This window comes from Arsenicicoccus bolidensis DSM 15745 (genome assembly GCF_000426385.1).
Lineage (GTDB): Bacteria > Actinomycetota > Actinomycetes > Actinomycetales > Dermatophilaceae > Arsenicicoccus > Arsenicicoccus bolidensis.
The window spans coordinates 33,719-49,284 of sequence record NZ_AUFG01000006.1 but is presented as its reverse complement, the minus strand read 5'-3'; the positions used below and the strand labels follow the sequence as shown (position 1 = coordinate 49,284).

The 15,566-nt window shown below is 71.8% G+C and carries 16 protein-coding genes; all 16 read left to right on the top strand.

What is annotated here, in order from left to right:
- The first annotated feature begins 29 nt into the window (after positions 1-29).
- The 16 genes from K313_RS0105040 to K313_RS0104965 all read left to right on the top strand — a co-directional run bounded on the left by K313_RS0105040 (position 30) and on the right by K313_RS0104965 (position 15,514).
- The gene (locus K313_RS0105040) at positions 30-1,364 is read left to right on the top strand and encodes a homoserine dehydrogenase (RefSeq protein WP_029210682.1); all 1,335 of its coding nucleotides are present in this window, start codon (positions 30-32) and stop codon (positions 1,362-1,364) included.
- 1 nt (position 1,365) lies between these two features.
- Complete coding sequence (gene thrC, locus K313_RS0105035) at positions 1,366-2,454, top strand: threonine synthase (RefSeq protein ID WP_029210681.1); 1,089 nt, start codon at positions 1,366-1,368, stop codon at positions 2,452-2,454.
- Positions 2,455-2,464: 10 nt separating this feature from the next.
- The gene (locus K313_RS0105030) at positions 2,465-3,406 is read left to right on the top strand and encodes a homoserine kinase (RefSeq protein ID WP_051274005.1); all 942 of its coding nucleotides are present in this window, start codon (positions 2,465-2,467) and stop codon (positions 3,404-3,406) included.
- 401 nt (positions 3,407-3,807) lie between these two features.
- Positions 3,808-6,129 carry a transcription termination factor Rho gene (rho, locus tag K313_RS0105025; protein WP_029210679.1) on the top strand — a complete coding sequence of 774 codons (2,322 nt, stop codon included), beginning with the start codon at positions 3,808-3,810 and terminating at the stop codon, positions 6,127-6,129.
- Positions 6,130-6,426: 297 nt separating this feature from the next.
- Positions 6,427-6,639 (top strand): 50S ribosomal protein L31, encoded by a 213-nt coding sequence (rpmE, locus tag K313_RS0105020; RefSeq protein WP_019285676.1) that lies wholly within the window; start codon positions 6,427-6,429, stop codon positions 6,637-6,639.
- A gap of 84 nt (positions 6,640-6,723) precedes the next feature.
- The gene (gene prfA, locus K313_RS0105015) at positions 6,724-7,809 is read left to right on the top strand and encodes a peptide chain release factor 1 (protein WP_029210678.1); all 1,086 of its coding nucleotides are present in this window, start codon (positions 6,724-6,726) and stop codon (positions 7,807-7,809) included.
- Positions 7,806-8,735, top strand: a complete 930-nt coding sequence (gene prmC / locus K313_RS0105010) for a peptide chain release factor N(5)-glutamine methyltransferase (protein WP_029210677.1) — start codon at positions 7,806-7,808, stop codon at positions 8,733-8,735. Before prfA ends, prmC begins: the two co-directional genes overlap by 4 nt.
- A 10-nt stretch (positions 8,736-8,745) precedes the next feature.
- A complete protein-coding gene (locus K313_RS20105) occupies positions 8,746-9,552 on the top strand; it encodes an L-threonylcarbamoyladenylate synthase (protein WP_019285673.1) in 807 nt (268 codons plus the stop codon).
- 60 nt (positions 9,553-9,612) lie between these two features.
- Positions 9,613-10,890 (top strand): serine hydroxymethyltransferase, encoded by a 1,278-nt coding sequence (locus K313_RS0105000; RefSeq protein ID WP_019285672.1) that lies wholly within the window; start codon positions 9,613-9,615, stop codon positions 10,888-10,890.
- Between the two features lie 21 nt (positions 10,891-10,911).
- Positions 10,912-12,048, top strand: coding sequence for a glycosyltransferase family 4 protein (locus tag K313_RS0104995; RefSeq protein ID WP_029210676.1), 1,137 nt, complete (start codon positions 10,912-10,914; stop codon positions 12,046-12,048).
- A 97-nt stretch (positions 12,049-12,145) separates the two neighbouring features.
- On the top strand, positions 12,146-12,586 hold the full coding sequence (locus K313_RS0104990; RefSeq protein WP_156911149.1) for a Cg1360 family ATP-synthase-associated protein: 441 nt from the start codon (positions 12,146-12,148) through the stop codon (positions 12,584-12,586).
- Positions 12,583-12,825: an AtpZ/AtpI family protein gene (locus K313_RS0104985; RefSeq protein WP_019285669.1), complete on the top strand. Its 243-nt coding sequence runs from the start codon at positions 12,583-12,585 to the stop codon at positions 12,823-12,825. Before K313_RS0104990 ends, K313_RS0104985 begins: the two co-directional genes overlap by 4 nt.
- A 73-nt stretch (positions 12,826-12,898) precedes the next feature.
- Entirely contained in the window at positions 12,899-13,699 is an 801-nt protein-coding gene (gene atpB, locus K313_RS0104980) for a F0F1 ATP synthase subunit A (RefSeq protein ID WP_019285668.1), read from the top strand.
- A 109-nt stretch (positions 13,700-13,808) separates the two neighbouring features.
- Positions 13,809-14,021 carry an ATP synthase subunit c family protein gene (locus K313_RS0104975; protein WP_205621819.1) on the top strand — a complete coding sequence of 71 codons (213 nt, stop codon included), beginning with the start codon at positions 13,809-13,811 and terminating at the stop codon, positions 14,019-14,021.
- 51 nt (positions 14,022-14,072) lie between these two features.
- On the top strand, positions 14,073-14,702 hold the full coding sequence (locus K313_RS0104970; protein WP_019285666.1) for a F0F1 ATP synthase subunit B: 630 nt from the start codon (positions 14,073-14,075) through the stop codon (positions 14,700-14,702).
- Positions 14,702-15,514, top strand: coding sequence for a F0F1 ATP synthase subunit delta (locus tag K313_RS0104965; protein WP_019285665.1), 813 nt, complete (start codon positions 14,702-14,704; stop codon positions 15,512-15,514). The genes K313_RS0104970 and K313_RS0104965 overlap by 1 nt, the downstream gene beginning before the upstream one ends.
- The last annotated feature ends 52 nt before the right edge of the window (positions 15,515-15,566 follow it).

Genomic DNA, 15,566 nt, shown 5'->3' with positions numbered 1-15,566 from the left:
CACGACCTGACGAGCAAGGAGCCCCACCCGTGGAGGACAGCGACAAGCAGACCCCGATCCGGGTGGCCCTGCTGGGCTGCGGCGTCGTCGGATCGGCGGTGGCGCGGCTGCTGACCGAGCAGGCCGACGAGTTCGCGGCCCGCATCGGTGCCCCGATCGAGCTGGTCGGCATCGCCGTCCGCCGCCTCGGGCGCGACCGCAGCGCCGCCAGCGTGGACCCGGAGCTGTTCACCACGGATGCCGACGAGCTCGTGACCCGGGCCGACGTCGTCGTCGAGGTCATCGGCGGGATCGAGCCCGCCCGCACCCTCATCCTGCGGGCCTTCGAGCACGGCGCGGGCGTCGTGACGGCCAACAAGGCGCTGCTCGCCGAGAGCGGACCCGAGCTCTACGCCGCGGCCGAATCCGCCGGCGTCGACCTCTACTACGAGGCGTCGGTGGCGGGCGCCATACCGCTGCTGCGTCCGCTGCGCGAGTCCCTCGCCGGCGACGACGTGCGCAAGGTCCTCGGCATCGTCAACGGCACCACCAACTACGTGCTGGACAAGATGCACACGACCGGTGCGGGCTTCGGCGAGGCCGTCGAGCAGGCCCAGGCGCTGGGCTACGCCGAGGCCGACCCGACCGCCGACGTCGAGGGCTTCGACGCTGCCGCCAAGGCCGCGATCCTCGCCTCGCTCGCCTTCCACAGCCGCGTGAGCGGCAACGACGTCTATCGCGAGGGCATCACCGAGGTCACCGCCGCCGACGTCCAGGCCGCCGAGTCGATGGGCTGCGTCGTCAAGCTGCTCGCCATCTGCGAGCGGGTCGAGGCGACCCCCGAGCACCCGACCGGCATCAGCGTCCGGGTCCACCCGGCCATGATCCCCACCACGCACCCGCTGGCCGGGGTCCGTGAGGCCTTCAACGCCGTCTTCGTCGAGGCCCGGTCGGCCGGCGAGCTCATGTTCTACGGCCGCGGCGCCGGGGGAGACCCCACGGCCAGCGCGGTCCTCGGCGACGTCGTCGCCGTCGCGCGGCACCGCGTGCTGGGCGGTCGCGGGCCGGGGGAGTCGGCCTACGCCGACCTGCCGACGCTCGACATGGGCGACGCCCGCACCCGCTACTTCATCAGCCTCGACGTGGCCGACGAGCCCGGCGTGCTGGCCGCTGTCGCAACGGAGTTCGCCCGCCACCACGTGTCGATCGAGACGGTGCGCCAGCAGCAGCTCACCGGCGACGAGCACGACACCGAGGAGCGCGCCGAGCTCGTGATCGTGACCCACGCCGCGGCCGACTCGGCGCTGGGCGCCACGGTCGAGGCGCTCGGTGCGTTGCCGCAGGTCCGTGAGGTGTCGTCCGTCATGCGCGTCGAAGGAGAGTGACATGGCCCACCAGTGGAAGGGCGTGATCGAGGAGTACCGCGAGCGCCTGCCGATGCTGGCCGGCGCGCCCACGGTGACGCTGCACGAGGGCGGGACCCCCCTCATCGAGGCGGAGCACCTCTCCGAGCTCGTCGGGGCGCAGGTCTACCTCAAGTACGAAGGGCTCAACCCCACCGGCTCGTTCAAGGACCGCGGCATGACCACGGCGATCTCGGTCGCCGCCCGCGCCGGCGCCAAGGCCGTCATCTGTGCCTCGACCGGCAACACCTCCGCGTCGGCCGCGGCCTACGCCACCAAGGCCGGCATGACCTGCGCGGTCCTCGTGCCCGACGGCAAGATCGCCATGGGCAAGCTCTCCCAGGCCATCGCCCACGGCGCCACGTTGCTGCAGGTCGAGGGCAACTTCGACGACTGCCTGACCGTGGCGCGCAAGCTCGCCGAGTCCTATCCGGTCGAGCTGGTCAACTCGGTCAACCCCGCGCGCATCGAGGGGCAGAAGACCGCGGCCTTCGAGGTCGTCGACGCCCTCGGGGACGCCCCCGAGATCCACTGCCTCCCCGTCGGCAACGCCGGCAACATCACGGCCTACTGGCGCGGCTACCGGCAGTATGCCGAGATCACCGACGGCCTCGCGCCGGTCGCCACGCGGCGTCCTCGCATGTGGGGCTTCCAGGCCGAGGGGGCCGCCCCGATCGTCAAGGGCCACCCCATCGACCACCCCGAGACCGTGGCCACCGCCATCCGCATCGGCAACCCCGCCTCCTGGCAGCAGGCCGAGGCCGCGCGCGACGAGTCCGAGGGGCTCATCGACGCCGTGACCGACGACCAGATCCTGGCCGCGCACCGCCTGCTGTCCTCCCGCGAGGGCGTCTTCGTCGAGCCCGGCTCGGCCGCGTCCGTCGCCGGTCTGCTCAAGTCGGCCGAGGCCGGCCTGGTCCCGCGCGGCGCACGCATCGTCTGCACGGTCACCGGCCACGGACTCAAGGACCCGCAGTGGGCCCTGCGCATGGCCGACGGCTCCGAGGTCGAGCCGGTCAAGGTGTCCGTCGACGCCGTCTCCGTCGCGTCAGCCCTCGGGCTCGAGGGCTGATGTGTCCGCGGTGACCGCCCTGCCCGAGGGCGCCGCCGTCCGGGTCAACGTGCCGGGCAGCAGCGCCAACCTCGGCCCGGGGTTCGACGCGATCGGTCTCGCGCTGGGCGTGTGGGACTCCTACGACGTGGTCGTCACGGGTGACTCCCTGGTCATCGACGTGACGGGCGAGGCCGCCGACGAGGTGCCCCGCGACGCGTCCCACCTGGTCCATCGCTGCCTCGCAGCCGGCCTGGCCCGGCTCGGGGTCGACGAGCCCGCCGGCCTGCACCTCGTGTGCCGCAACGGCGTCCCGCACTCGCGGGGGCTCGGGTCCTCGGCGACGGCGGCGGTGGCCGGGTATGCCGCCGCCTCGGCTCTCGTGGACGTCGCCCGCGGTGGCGACGGTGACGTCGACCTCGACCTCGTCAACCAGCTGGCCGGCGAGCACGAGGGCCACCCCGACAACTCCTCCGCCAGCGTCTACGGCGGGATGACCCTGTCCTGGTCCACGCGGCCGCCCGCCGTGGCTCCCGTGCGCACCGTGCAGGTCGAGGTGCACCCGGACGTCGTGCCGGTCGTGCTCGTGCCCGACCTCACGCTGTCCACCTCGACGGCGCGGTCCGTGCTGCCGCCGCAGGTGCCGCTCAAGCACGCGGCCCTCAACTCCGCCAGGGCGGCCCTGCTGGTCGAGGCCGTGTCCCGTCGTCCCGAGCTGCTGCTGGACGCCACCGCTGAGTGGCTGCACCAGGAGCAGCGCCGCGAGGCCTACCCCGAGTCCATGCGGCTGCTCGACCGGCTGCGCGAGCTCGGCCACGCGGCCGTGATCTCCGGGGCGGGTCCGACGGTCCTGGTGCTGACGACCGCCGACCGGGCCGCCGAGGTCCCCGCCCTGCCGCTCCCGCAGGGGTGGCGGTCGGCGACGCCAGGCATACCCACCGTCGGTGTCCGCGCCGTCCGGCTGGAGGGCTGAGCCGCGCCGCGCGGCCCCGGATGTGGGGTCTTGGCGCCCAGCACCCACCCCGGATGATAGGTTGGGTATGCATCGAGCACGACGGTGGTTCGGCCCGATGATCCCGGATCTGCAGGACTCACGGTCCTGCGTCCAGGCCCTCATCGCTTCCCGGCCGACCCGCGACGTCGCGGCTCCGACCTCATCGCCCACGACACCTCCGGGTGTGCGGCACCGAGCGCACGGGGACCCGACACGATGCGATCCCACCGACCGATCACCGGTCAGAGGCCACCGGCCGCGGCGCGAGCGCTGCGAGGCGGGCAGAGCCGCGAGGTGGACCGACCGCCGAGAGCTGTTCTCGGCTACATCACCTGCCCAGGCGCGGATGCCGGGCAGACGACGAGGGGGAAGGAACCTTCGTGACCGACAACACCGAGACCACCGTGACCGGTGGGACTCAGCGACGCACGACCGCTCTGTCGGCGATGCGTCTGCCCGAGCTGCAGGCCGTGGCCTCCGAGATGGGCATCTCCGGCACCGCCAAGATGCGCAAGAGCGACCTGGTCGCCGCCATCCGCGAGCGCCGTGGTGGCGGTCGCACGTCCGGAGCGGCCGAGTCCGCCCCGGCCGCGCAGGCGTCCGCCCCGGCTCCGGCCACCGCTCCCGCCTCCAGCGCCCCGGCGCCGGAGCGTCAGCCGGCGGAGCGTCAGTCCTCCCGGCGCGAGGAGGTCCCCCAGCTGCGTCGTGACGAGGGTCAGGACCAGCCCCGCGGCGACGAGGCCCAGCGGCTGCGCCGCGACGAGGGGCACAAGGTCGTGCGTGACGAGGCCCCGCAGTCCGCTGCGCCGGCCGAGGACCGCACCGACCGGGACGAGCCCGGCGAGCGGCCCGAGCGGCGTACCCGCCGTGGTCGCCGGGTCGCCTCGTCGCCGAGCGCGGCGCCGCAGGGCGAGCGCAACGCCGAGGCCGACCGTCGCACCGCCGACCTGGCCGCCGAGCTCCGTCGTCAGGCCGAAGGCCAGCAGGCCGGAGCCCAGCAGGCCGCAGATGGCACTGACACCTCTGGGTCCGGGCGCGACCAGCGCGACAACACTCCCCGCGACGAGCAGCGCCCCCGCCGCGAGCGCGACAACCGCGACAACGGCGGTCGCGACCAGCGTGACGTCAACCGCGACAACGGCGGCCGTGACCAGCGTGACGGCAACCGCGACAACCGCGACAACCGCGACAACGCCGGCCGCGACAACCGCGACAACCGCGACAACGCCGGCCGCGACAACCGGGACGGCGCCAACCGCCCCCAGCGCGACAACGGCGGTCGTGACCAGCGTGACGGTGGCAACCGCGACAACCGCGACAACAACCGTGACAACACGGCTCGGGACAACGCCGGCACCAACCGCGCCGCCCGCGACAACGGTGGCCGTGACCAGCGCGACAACCGCGACAACAACCGCGACGACCGGTACGACGACGAGCAGGGCGGCCGTCGCCGTGGCCGTCAGCGCAACCGCGACCGCAAGCGTCGTGGCCGCACCGAGGACTTCCGCGCCGGTGAGGACGTGTCCTACAACGACGAGGACGTGCTGCTGCCCGTCGCCGGCGTGCTGGACGTGCTCGACAGCTACGCCTTCCTGCGCACCAGCGGCTACCTGCCCGGCTCGGGCGACGTCTACGTCACCCTCGGCTTGGTCAAGAAGTTCGGCCTGCGCAAGGGCGACGCGGTCCAGGGCGTCATCAAGGACCCGGGCGAGGACGGCACCGGCCAGCACCAGCACGGCAAGCAGGGCAAGTTCAGCGCCCTGGTGCGGGTGGACGCGATCAACGGTCAGGCGCCCGACGAGGCGCGCAGCCGGGTGGACTTCGCCAAGCTCACCCCGCTCTACCCGCAGGAGCGCCTGCGGCTGGAGACCCAGCCCAACGTCCTGACGACCCGGATCATCGACCTGGTGTCGCCGATCGGCAAGGGCCAGCGCGGCCTCATCGTCGCCCCGGCCAAGGCCGGCAAGACGATGGTCATGCAGGCGATCGCCAACGCGATCACGAGCAACCACCCCGAGTGCCACCTGATGGTCGTCCTTGTCGACGAGCGTCCGGAGGAGGTCACCGACATGCAGCGCGCCGTGCGCGGCGAGGTCATCTCCTCGACCTTCGACCGCCCGGCGTCGGACCACACGACGGTCGCCGAGCTGGCCATCGAGCGGGCCAAGCGGCTCGTCGAGATGGGCCAGGACGTGGTCGTGCTGCTCGACTCGATCACCAAGCTGGGTCGCGCCTACAACCTCGCCGCCCCGGCGAGCGGTCGCATCCTGTCCGGTGGTGTCGACTCCGCCGCGCTCTACCCGCCCAAGCGCTTCTTCGGTGCGGCCCGCAACATCGAGCACGGCGGCTCCCTCACCATCCTCGCGACCGCTCTCGTCGAGACCGGCTCCAAGATGGACGAGGTGATCTTCGAGGAGTTCAAGGGCACCGGCAACATGGAGCTCAAGCTCGACCGTCAGCTCGCCAACCGGCGCATCTTCCCCGCGGTCGACATCAACGCCTCGAGCACGCGCCGCGAGGAGATCCTGCTGTCCAGCGAGGAGCTCAAGATCATGTGGAAGCTCCGCCGCGTCCTGGCTGCCCTGGACCAGCAGGCCGGCATCGAGCTCCTCCTCGACCGCCTCAAGAAGACCAAGAGCAACGTCGAGTTCCTGATGCAGGTGCAGTCCAACTCCCCCTTGAAGGGCGACGACGACTGAGCCGAGGACACGAGCGAGGCACGAGCGAGGCCCGCAGGCGAGGCAGAGTCGGCGCCATCAGGCACGACGACGACTGAGCCGTCCTCACCGACAGAGTGGTCACGGATACGACGTGAGGGTGCGTCTGATGTCGGATCTGTGACCACTGTGTCGGGCGGGCCGCCGCTCCGGCCCAGCGGGAATGCCTCCCGCGCCCACCGCGTTAGGACCGGCGTGCCGCCATCTGGCACAATGGAGAGGTTGCCGGTTCACGAGAACTCGCTCGACCCGGCGCAACGATCTCAGAGGGAGACCACCATGAAGAAGGACATCCACCCGGAGTACGTCGAGACCCAGGTCACCTGCACCTGTGGCGCGACGTTCACCACCAAGAGCACGGCGACCTCCGGCAAGATCAGCGCCGACGTCTGCTCGCAGTGCCACCCGTTCTACACCGGCAAGCAGAAGATCCTCGACACCGGTGGTCGCGTCGCCCGCTTCGAGGCGCGCTACGGCAAGCGCCAGAAGTAAGCACCTCGCCTGGGCCGGTCCCTTCCGACATCACGTCGGGGGACCGGCCCTTCGCGTCCCACCCCGTCCCTGACAGGAGTCGTCATGCTGGAGTCCGCCCGGTCGATCGTCGACGAGCACGCCGACCTCGAGCGTCAGCTGGCCGACCCCGCGGTCCACGGTGACCAGGCCGTGCTGCGTCGCCTCAACAAGAGGTATGCCGCGCTGGCGCCCACCGTCGCGGCATACCACGCGTGGCGCGCGGCGATCGCGGACGTGGGCGCGGCCGAGGAGCTGGCGGCCGAGGACGCGGCGTTCGCCGAGGAGCTGCCGGCCCTGCGGGGCACGCGCGACGACGCCGAGGACAGGCTGCGACGGCTGCTGATCCCACGTGACCCCGACGACGACCGCGACGTCATCCTCGAGGTCAAGGCGGGGGAGGGCGGCGAGGAGTCGGCGCTGTTCGCTGGCGACCTGCTGCGGATGTACCTCCGCTACGCCGAGCGTCGCGGCTGGCGCACCGAGATTATCGATGCCACCGAGTCCGACCTCGGCGGCTACAAGGACGTGTCCGTGGCGGTCAAGGCCAAGGGCACGCTCGAGCCGGGCGACGCTCCCTGGGCGCTGCTGAAGTACGAGGGCGGCGTGCACCGGGTGCAGCGCGTCCCCGTCACGGAGTCGCAGGGGCGCATCCACACGTCCGCCGCCGGGGTGCTGGTCATGCCCGAGGTCGAGGACGTCGCCGAGGTCGAGCTGCACGACAACGACCTCAAGATCGACGTCTATCGCTCGTCAGGTCCGGGCGGGCAGAGCGTCAACACCACCGACTCGGCGGTGCGGATCACGCACCTGCCGACCGGCACGGTCGTCTCCTGCCAGAACGAGAAGTCCCAGCTGCAGAACAAGGAGTCGGCCATGCGCGTCCTGCGCGCGCGGCTGCTGCAGATGGCCCGCGACGAGGCGGCGGCCGCAGCGTCGGACGCACGTCGCTCGCAGGTGCGCACGGTCGACCGCTCCGAGCGGATCCGCACCTACAACTTCCCCGAGAACCGCATCGCGGACCACCGCACCGGCTACAAGGCCTACAACCTCGACCACGTCCTCGACGGCGACCTCGACCCCGTCGTGGCGTCGGCGGTCGAGCTCGACGAGGCCTCCCGCCTGGCCGCGGTGGCGGGGTCCGACGCGTGACCGACCTGCGCGGCGTCGTCCGTGCGGCGACGGCCCGCCTCACGGGGGCCGGTGTGCCCTCGCCGCAGGTCGACGCGGTGGCGCTGGCGGCATACGTGCTCGGTTGCGACCCCGGTGAGGTGCACCGGGGCATGGTCCTCGGGACCCGCCTGACCGAGGGACAGGCGAGCCGGTATGCCGAGCTGCTCGACCACCGCGCCGCCCGCGTCCCCCTCCAGCACCTCACGGGCCGGGCGGGGTTCCGGCGGCTGGAGCTGTCCGTCGGGCCGGGGACCTTCGTGCCACGACCCGAGACCGAGCTCGCCGTCGAGCTCGTGCTGGCTGAGCTCTCCCGTCTCGCGGCTCTCGAACATCGCCCCGTGGTCGTTGACCTGTGCACGGGCTCTGGGGCCATCGCGCTGGCGGTCAAGGACGAGCACCCTCCAGCGCGGGTCTACGCCGTGGAGGCCTCCGACCTGGCCTTTCGTCGGGCGCGGCACAACGCCGAGAGGCTCGACCTCGACGTGACGGTGATCCTCGCGGATGCGACCGGTGACCCGCGCGACGCACCGGACCTGGCACCTCTGAGCCCCGTGGCCGGCCGGGTCGACGTCGTCGTGTCCAACCCGCCCTACGTCCCCCAGGACGCCGTGCCGCGCGAGCCCGAGGTCCGCGACCACGACCCGACCATGGCGCTCTACGGCGGGCCGGGCGACGGGCTCGGCATACCGCTCGACGTGGCGCGCACCGCGGCGGTGCTGCTGCGCCCCGGCGGCCTGCTCGTCATGGAGCACGCCGACTCGCAGGGGGACACCCTGCCTGCCGCCCTGCGTCGCACGGGGGAGTGGGAGGACGTGCGCGACCACCGCGACCTCGCCAACCGGCCCCGCACGACCACCGCTCGTCGCTCCGGTCGCGTCACCGAGGGGGAGCCCTCGGGCCGATAGGCTCGGCGGCATGAGCGACAGCCCTGCGCACTTCGACTGCACGACGCCCGAGGGGCGACAGGAGGGCGTGGCCGCGGCGGCCGACGCCGTGCGACGCGGCGAGGTCGTCGTCCTGCCGACCGACACCGTCTACGGCGTCGGGGCCGACGCGTTCAACCCCGACGCGGTCGCGGCCGTCCTGGCGGCCAAGGGTCGCGACCGGCACATGCCTCCGCCCGTGCTCGTGCCTCACGCCCGCACCGTCGACGGCCTCGCGATCGACGTCCCGCCCTATGCCCGGGACCTGATGGAGCGGTTCTGGCCGGGCCCCCTCACCCTCGTGCTGCTGGCCCAGCCCTCCTTGATGTGGGACCTCGGCGAGACCAACGGCACCGTGGCGCTGCGCATCCCGCAGGACGAGACCGCGATCGCGCTGCTGACCGAGGTCGGTCCGATGGCCGTGACCAGCGCCAACCTGACGGGGGAGCCCGCCGCGATGACCGCCGAGGAGGCCGAGGCGATGCTCGGCGACGCGGTCGGCGTCTACCTCGACGGAGGCCCCTGCGAGGACGGCGAGGCCTCCACGATCCTCGACTGCACGCAGGAGCGGCCCCGCGTCCTGCGCGACGGTGCCATCGACGAGGACGCGCTGCGCGAGGTCCTCGGGTCGGTGCGCCTCGAGGGCGACGACGACCCCGCCGAAGGTGACCTCGGCGAGGGTGACCTCGGCGATGGTGAATCTGCAAGGCAGGAGAGCGCGCACGACGACCGGCTCGCCGGCCTCCCGCGCCTCGACCCCGGCACGCCGTCCGGACGTCCCGACGGCCCCACCCTCTAGGCTGAGGCCCAGGCCACCGCCGCCCGTCACCGTCCACCCCACGCACCCGGGAGCACACGCATGTCCGACACCCCGTTCTACGGTTCCGACTACGCCGCCCTCGAGGCCCTCGACCCGGAGATCGCCGGCGTCCTGCAGTCCGAGCTGACCCGCATCCGCAGCGGGCTGCAGCTGATCGCCAGCGAGAACCTCTCTAGCCCCGCGGTGCTCACCGCCCTCGGGTCCACGCTCTCCAACAAGTACGCCGAGGGATACCCGGGTCGTCGCTACTACGGCGGTTGCTCCGAGGTCGACAAGGCCGAGCAGATCGCCATCGACCGGTGCGAGGAGCTGTTCGGGGCCGAGCACGCCAACGTCCAGCCCCACTCCGGCGCCAGCGCCAACCAGGCCGTCTACGGCGCCTTCTGCCAGCCCGGCGACAAGGTCCTGGCCATGTCGCTGCCGCACGGCGGCCACCTGACCCACGGCGCCAAGGTGTCCTTCTCGGGCAAGTGGTTCGACGTCGCGCACTACGGCGTCGACAAGGACACCGAGGACATCGACTACGACCAGGTCCGCGACCTGGCGCGGCAGCACCGCCCCAAGGTGATCCTGGCGGGTGGGTCCGCCATCCCGCGCCTCATCGACTTCCAGGCCTTCCGCGACATCGCGGACGAGGTCGGCGCCATCTTCTGGGTCGACGCGGCCCACTTCATCGGCCTGGTGGCCGGCAAGGCCATCCCGTCTCCGGTGCCGCACGCCGACGTCGTCACCTTCACGACGCACAAGGTCCTGCGCGGGCCGCGCTCCGGCGCCCTCGTCTGCCGCGAGGAGCACGCCGCCAAGCTCGACAAGGCCGTGTTCCCGATGATGCAGGGGGGCCCGCAGATGCACACGGTGGCGGCCAAGGCCGTCAACTTCAAGGAGTGCATGCAGCCCGACTACCAGCAGTACGCCAAGGACGTCATCGCCAACGCCCAGCGCCTGGCCGCGGGCCTGGCCGAGCGCGACGTCCGCCCGACGACCGGCGGCACCGACACGCACCTGGCCCTGCTCGACCTGCAGAAGGTCGGCGTCACCGGCGCCGACGCCGAGGCGCGCTGCGACGCGGCCGGCATCGTCCTCAACAAGAACGCCATCCCCTTCGACCCGCAGAAGGCCAACGTCGCCTCCGGCATCCGCGTCGGCACCCCCTCGGTGACCACGCAGGGCATGGGCCTGCCCGAGATGGACGTCATCGCCGACGTCATCCACCGGGCCGTCACCCAGACCGACGGCGACCCCCAGCACCCGGTGGCCAAGGACATCCGGGCGACGGTCGAGGACCTCTGCACGCGCTTCCCGGCCTACCCCCGCTGACCTGGCCGAGGGCGAGCCGGCGTGCGTGAGTACCTCTTCGTCATGGTGGTCGCTGCGGCGATCACCTTCCTGACGACGCCTCTCGTGCGCTGGCTCGCCGTCCGCACCGGTGCCATGACGGCGGTCCGGGACCGGGACGTGCACGTCGTCCCGATCCCGCGGCTCGGGGGAGTGGCGATCCTGCTGGGCTTCCTCGGGGCGGTGCTGCTGGCCTGGCGGCTGCCCTTCCTCGGTGGTTATGTCGAGGGGCGGGTGGCGGCCGAGAGCGTCTTCAGCGACGGCCGTATGACGGGGGTGGTCGTCGGTGCCGTCCTCGTGTGCCTGGTCGGTGCCGTGGACGACGTCCGCGAGCTCGACTGGCTGACCAAGCTCGCCGGGCAGGTCCTCGCGGCCGGGATCATGGCCTACCAGGGCCTGCAGCTGCTGTCGGTCCCGGTGTTCGGCCAGACCGTCCTGCCGCTCGCCGTCATGATCGCCCTCACGATCCTGGTCGTGGTCGTGACGACCAACGCCGTCAACTTCGTGGACGGGCTCGACGGGCTCGCGGCGGGCATCGTCGGCATCGCGGCGCTCACCTTCTTCACCTACAGCTATGTCGTCTCGATGTCCTACAACCCACCCAACGTGTTCTCGTCGGCGACGCTCATCTCGGCCGCCCTGGTCGGGTGCTGCGCGGGCTTCCTGCCGCACAACTTCCACCCCGCGCGGCTGTTCATGGGCGACAGCGGCGCCCTGCTGCTCGGCCTCCTGCTCGCCGCGGCGACCATCTCGATGACCTCCCTCGACCCCACGCAGGTCGGCATGGCGGCTGGCCGCTCGACCGCGGTGCTGGCGTGGATGCCGCTGGTGCTGCCCCTCGCGATCCTGTCCCTGCCGCTGCTCGACGTGGTGCTGGCCGTCGTGCGTCGCACCCGGGCCGGCATCCGTCCGTGGCACCCCGACGCCCACCACCTGCACCACCGGATGCTGCGGGCCGGGCACAGCCATCCCCACGCCGTGCTGCTCCTCTACCTGTGGGCGGCGATCGTGTCGGTCGGCGTGCTGGCGGTCGCTATGTTCGACGGCTGGATCCCCGTGATCGCGGTCGCTGCAGCGATTCTCGTCGCGAGCTATCTCACGTTCAGCCATCGCAGCTCCCTCGACCGGCAGACCTTGTGATAGCGTTCACAAGCGCTCGACGGCGAGTGTGCGGAGGCTGATCACCCGCCCCGCCCGACCCGTTGCTCGAGCCCCACCCCGACCCGAGGACAGCCCCTTGCCCGCACGGCGCCCCCGCACCCCCAGCCCGGACGTCTCGTCCGCGATGCTGCGCACAGCGGTCCTCGGCTCCGTGGCGGCGCTGCCCCTCGTCGCCGGGGCGGGCGCCCTCTACCGCGGGTGGCGCGGCCTGGCCAGCGCCTCGCTGGGCGCCGCCACCACCACCGCCTTCTTCGCCCTCGGCGTCGTGGCCGTCTCGGCCCTGGTCAAGGGGCCCGCTGCAACGGTCCTGCCCGGCGCCTTCGTGGTCTACGCCACGCAGCTGGGCCTGCTGTTCCTCGTCTACGCGCTGCTGCGCGAGGCCGGCTTCGTGGAGCCCATGGCCTTCGCCGGGGGAGCGGTCGCCGGGGTGCTCGTGTGGCAGGTCTGCCACACGGTCGCGTTCGCCCGCGGACGTCACGAGATCTACCCCGGCCTGGGTGGTGAAGGCCGCCGATGAGCACCTCTGACCAGCGAGACCCCGCCGACGAGCAGCACACCCCGCGCACCGCGGACGCCTTGGCGCACTCGACCGCCACCGACGTCACCTCGTACCTCATCTCGGGGCCGGTCGCCTTCGGGCTGATCGGCAAGGGTCTCGACGTCTGGTGGGGCACGGGATTCCTGCTGCCCGTGGGCATCGCCGTCGGGTTCGCCCTTTCTCTGTATGTCGTATGGGTCCGGTACGGTAGGGCCTGACTGTGATGACGAGTCCACGCCCCGTTGCCGTTCGCGTCCACATCGTCCTGTTCAGCTTCAACGAGGAGACACAGTGATCGTCACCGCCAGGCCTGCCGTCGGTAGCCTCCCGGCGTCCAGCGGCGAGGGATTCACCCCGCCCTCTCCCGGCGACTTCTACGTCCCGCTGATCGGTGACTGGTTCACCCGCCCGATGCTGCTGGCCCTGCTGTCCGTCGTGCTCCTGGTCGGGTGGCTGCTGTGGGCGTCCAAGCGCGTGGCCGTCGTCCCCACCAAGCGTCAGTGGTTCCTCGAGCAGGCCTACGACTTCGTGCGCAACGGCGTGGCCCGCGACATGATCGGCTCCCGCGACTTCAAGCGCTTCACCCCGCTGCTGTTCGCGCTGTTCCTGTTCATCATCGTCAACAACTGGTTCGGCTCCACGCCGTTCACCAACTTCCCGACGCTCAGCCGCATCGGCATGGTGATCCCGCTCGTCGCGATCGTCTACATCGGCTACCACTACGCCGGCATCAAGAAGCACGGCCTCGGCGGCTACTTCAAGATGCTCGTGCCGGCCGGCGTCCCGATCTTCCTCGCGCCGATCATCTTCATCCTCGAGTTCGCGAGCTTCTTCCTCATCCGGCCGCTCACGCTCACCCTCCGTTTGTTCGGCAACATGTTCGCCGGCCACATGCTGATGGGTGTGTTCATCCTCGGCGGTGCCTATCTCCTGCTGTCCGGCAACCCGGGCTTCATGGTCGCCGGCGTCGGCGCCTTCGTCATGGGCTTCCTCATGCAGCTCCTCGAGCTGCTGATCCAGGCCATCCAGGCCTACGTGTTCGTCATGCTCGCCGCCTCCTACTTCGGTGGCGCCGTGGCTGACGAGCACTGATCCACCGGCCCAGCGCCGTTCGACCACAACCGAATACACCCCACAGACTCCCGGGCGGGCAGCCTCCCGGGTCACCCACAGAGAGAGAAATCTAGAGATGCAGCACTTCCTGGAGATCAGCGGCTCGATGTCCCTCGTCGGCTACGGCATCGCGACGCTCGGCCCGGCCATCGCCATCGGTCTCATCTTCGCCGCCCTGATCAACGGCATCGCCCGCCAGCCCGAGGCCGCCGGTCTCCTGCGTCCGCAGGCGATCTTCGGCTTCGCCGTGGCCGAGGCCCTCGCGATCCTGGGCTTCGTCCTCTTCTTCATCAACAACTGACGACCTCGCGCGTCACCCGCTCGAAGTCCGTCGTCTAGGTAGGAGAAGAACGTGCAGCTAACTGCCACGTCGCTCGTCGCGGCCGTGCCTGCCGCCGAGGGCGGCAACGACATGCCGCTGATCCCGCACATCCCCGAGCTCATCTTCACCCTCGTGGTGTTCGCGATCCTGTGGTTCGTCGTCGCCAAGAAGGTCGTGCCCAACCTCGAGCGCGCGTACGCCGAGCGCACCGCCGCGATCGAGGGCGGCATGGACAAGGCCGAGGCCGCGCAGCGCGAGGCCGAGGCCGCCCTGGCGGAGTACAAGGCGCAGCTCGCCGAGGCTCGTGACGAGGCCGCTCGCATCCGCGAGGAGGCCAAGGAGCAGGGCGCGGCGATCGTCGCGGAGATGCGTGGTCAGGCCCAGGCCGAGGCCAACCGGATCACCGAGTCGGCGCACAAGCAGATCGAGGCCGAGCGCCAGCAGGCGGTCGTCTCGCTGCGCTCCGAGGTGGGCCGCATCTCGACCGACCTCGCGAGCCGCATCGTCGGCGAGTCGCTGCACGACGAGACCCGCCAGAAGGGCATCGTCGACCGCTTCCTCGCCGAGCTCGAGTCCGGTGACATCCGTCCGCAGGCCGTCGGCAGCGGCGCCGCCGCCGGCTCGTCCCGCGCCGGCGAGCAGACGGACGGGGCGTTCTGATGCAGGGCGCGTCGCGCGGAGGACTCATCGAGAGCCGCAAGGCCCTGCAGGGCGTCCTGGAGTCGGGGGCCGACTGGTCCGCCGTGTCCGAGGACCTCTTCTCGGTCGCCGGGGTCATCGACGGGTCCGCCACCCTGCGCCGCGCGCTCGCCGATCCCTCGCGGGACGCGGAGAGCAAGCGGGGCCTGGTGCGCCGCCTGCTCGAGGGCAAGGTCCAGCCCGGCACGCTCGACGTGCTCGGTGCGGTCGCCTCCCAGCGCTGGTCCAAGGCGCGGGACCTGTCCGACGCCGTGGAGCTGCTGGCCGTCGAGGCCCAGGTCGCGATGTCGGAGAGCGCCGGACGCGCGGACGACGTCGAGGAGCAGCTCTTCAGGTTCGAGCGGACCGTCACCGGGTCGCCCGAGCTGCGCGAGGCGCTCTCAGACCCGCAGCTGCCGGCCGAGCGCAAGGGCCAGGTCGTCGACCAGCTCCTCGCGGGCAAGGCCCACCCCGAGACGCGGCGCCTGGCCCACCAGGCCGTCGTCGCGGGTCGTGGCCGCAAGGTCTCGACCGCCATCGAGGAGTACCTCTCGGTCGCCGCCGCCCGGCGTGAGCAGCTGAGCGCGGTCGTGACCGTCGCCAGCCCGCTCTCGCAGGAGCAGCACGACCGCCTGGCCGCCGCGCTGGGCCAGACCTACGGCCGTCCCGTCCTGCTCAAGGTCGTCCTCGACCCGCAGGTCGTCGGCGGCATCCGGGTGCAGGTCGGCGACGAGGTCGTCGACGGCACCATCGTCACCAAGCTCGACGCAGCGCGCCGTCACTTCGGCGCCTGAGTGCGGGTCCGACGCACCACCAGACACACCAACGTCGGTCCGCGCGACCGCT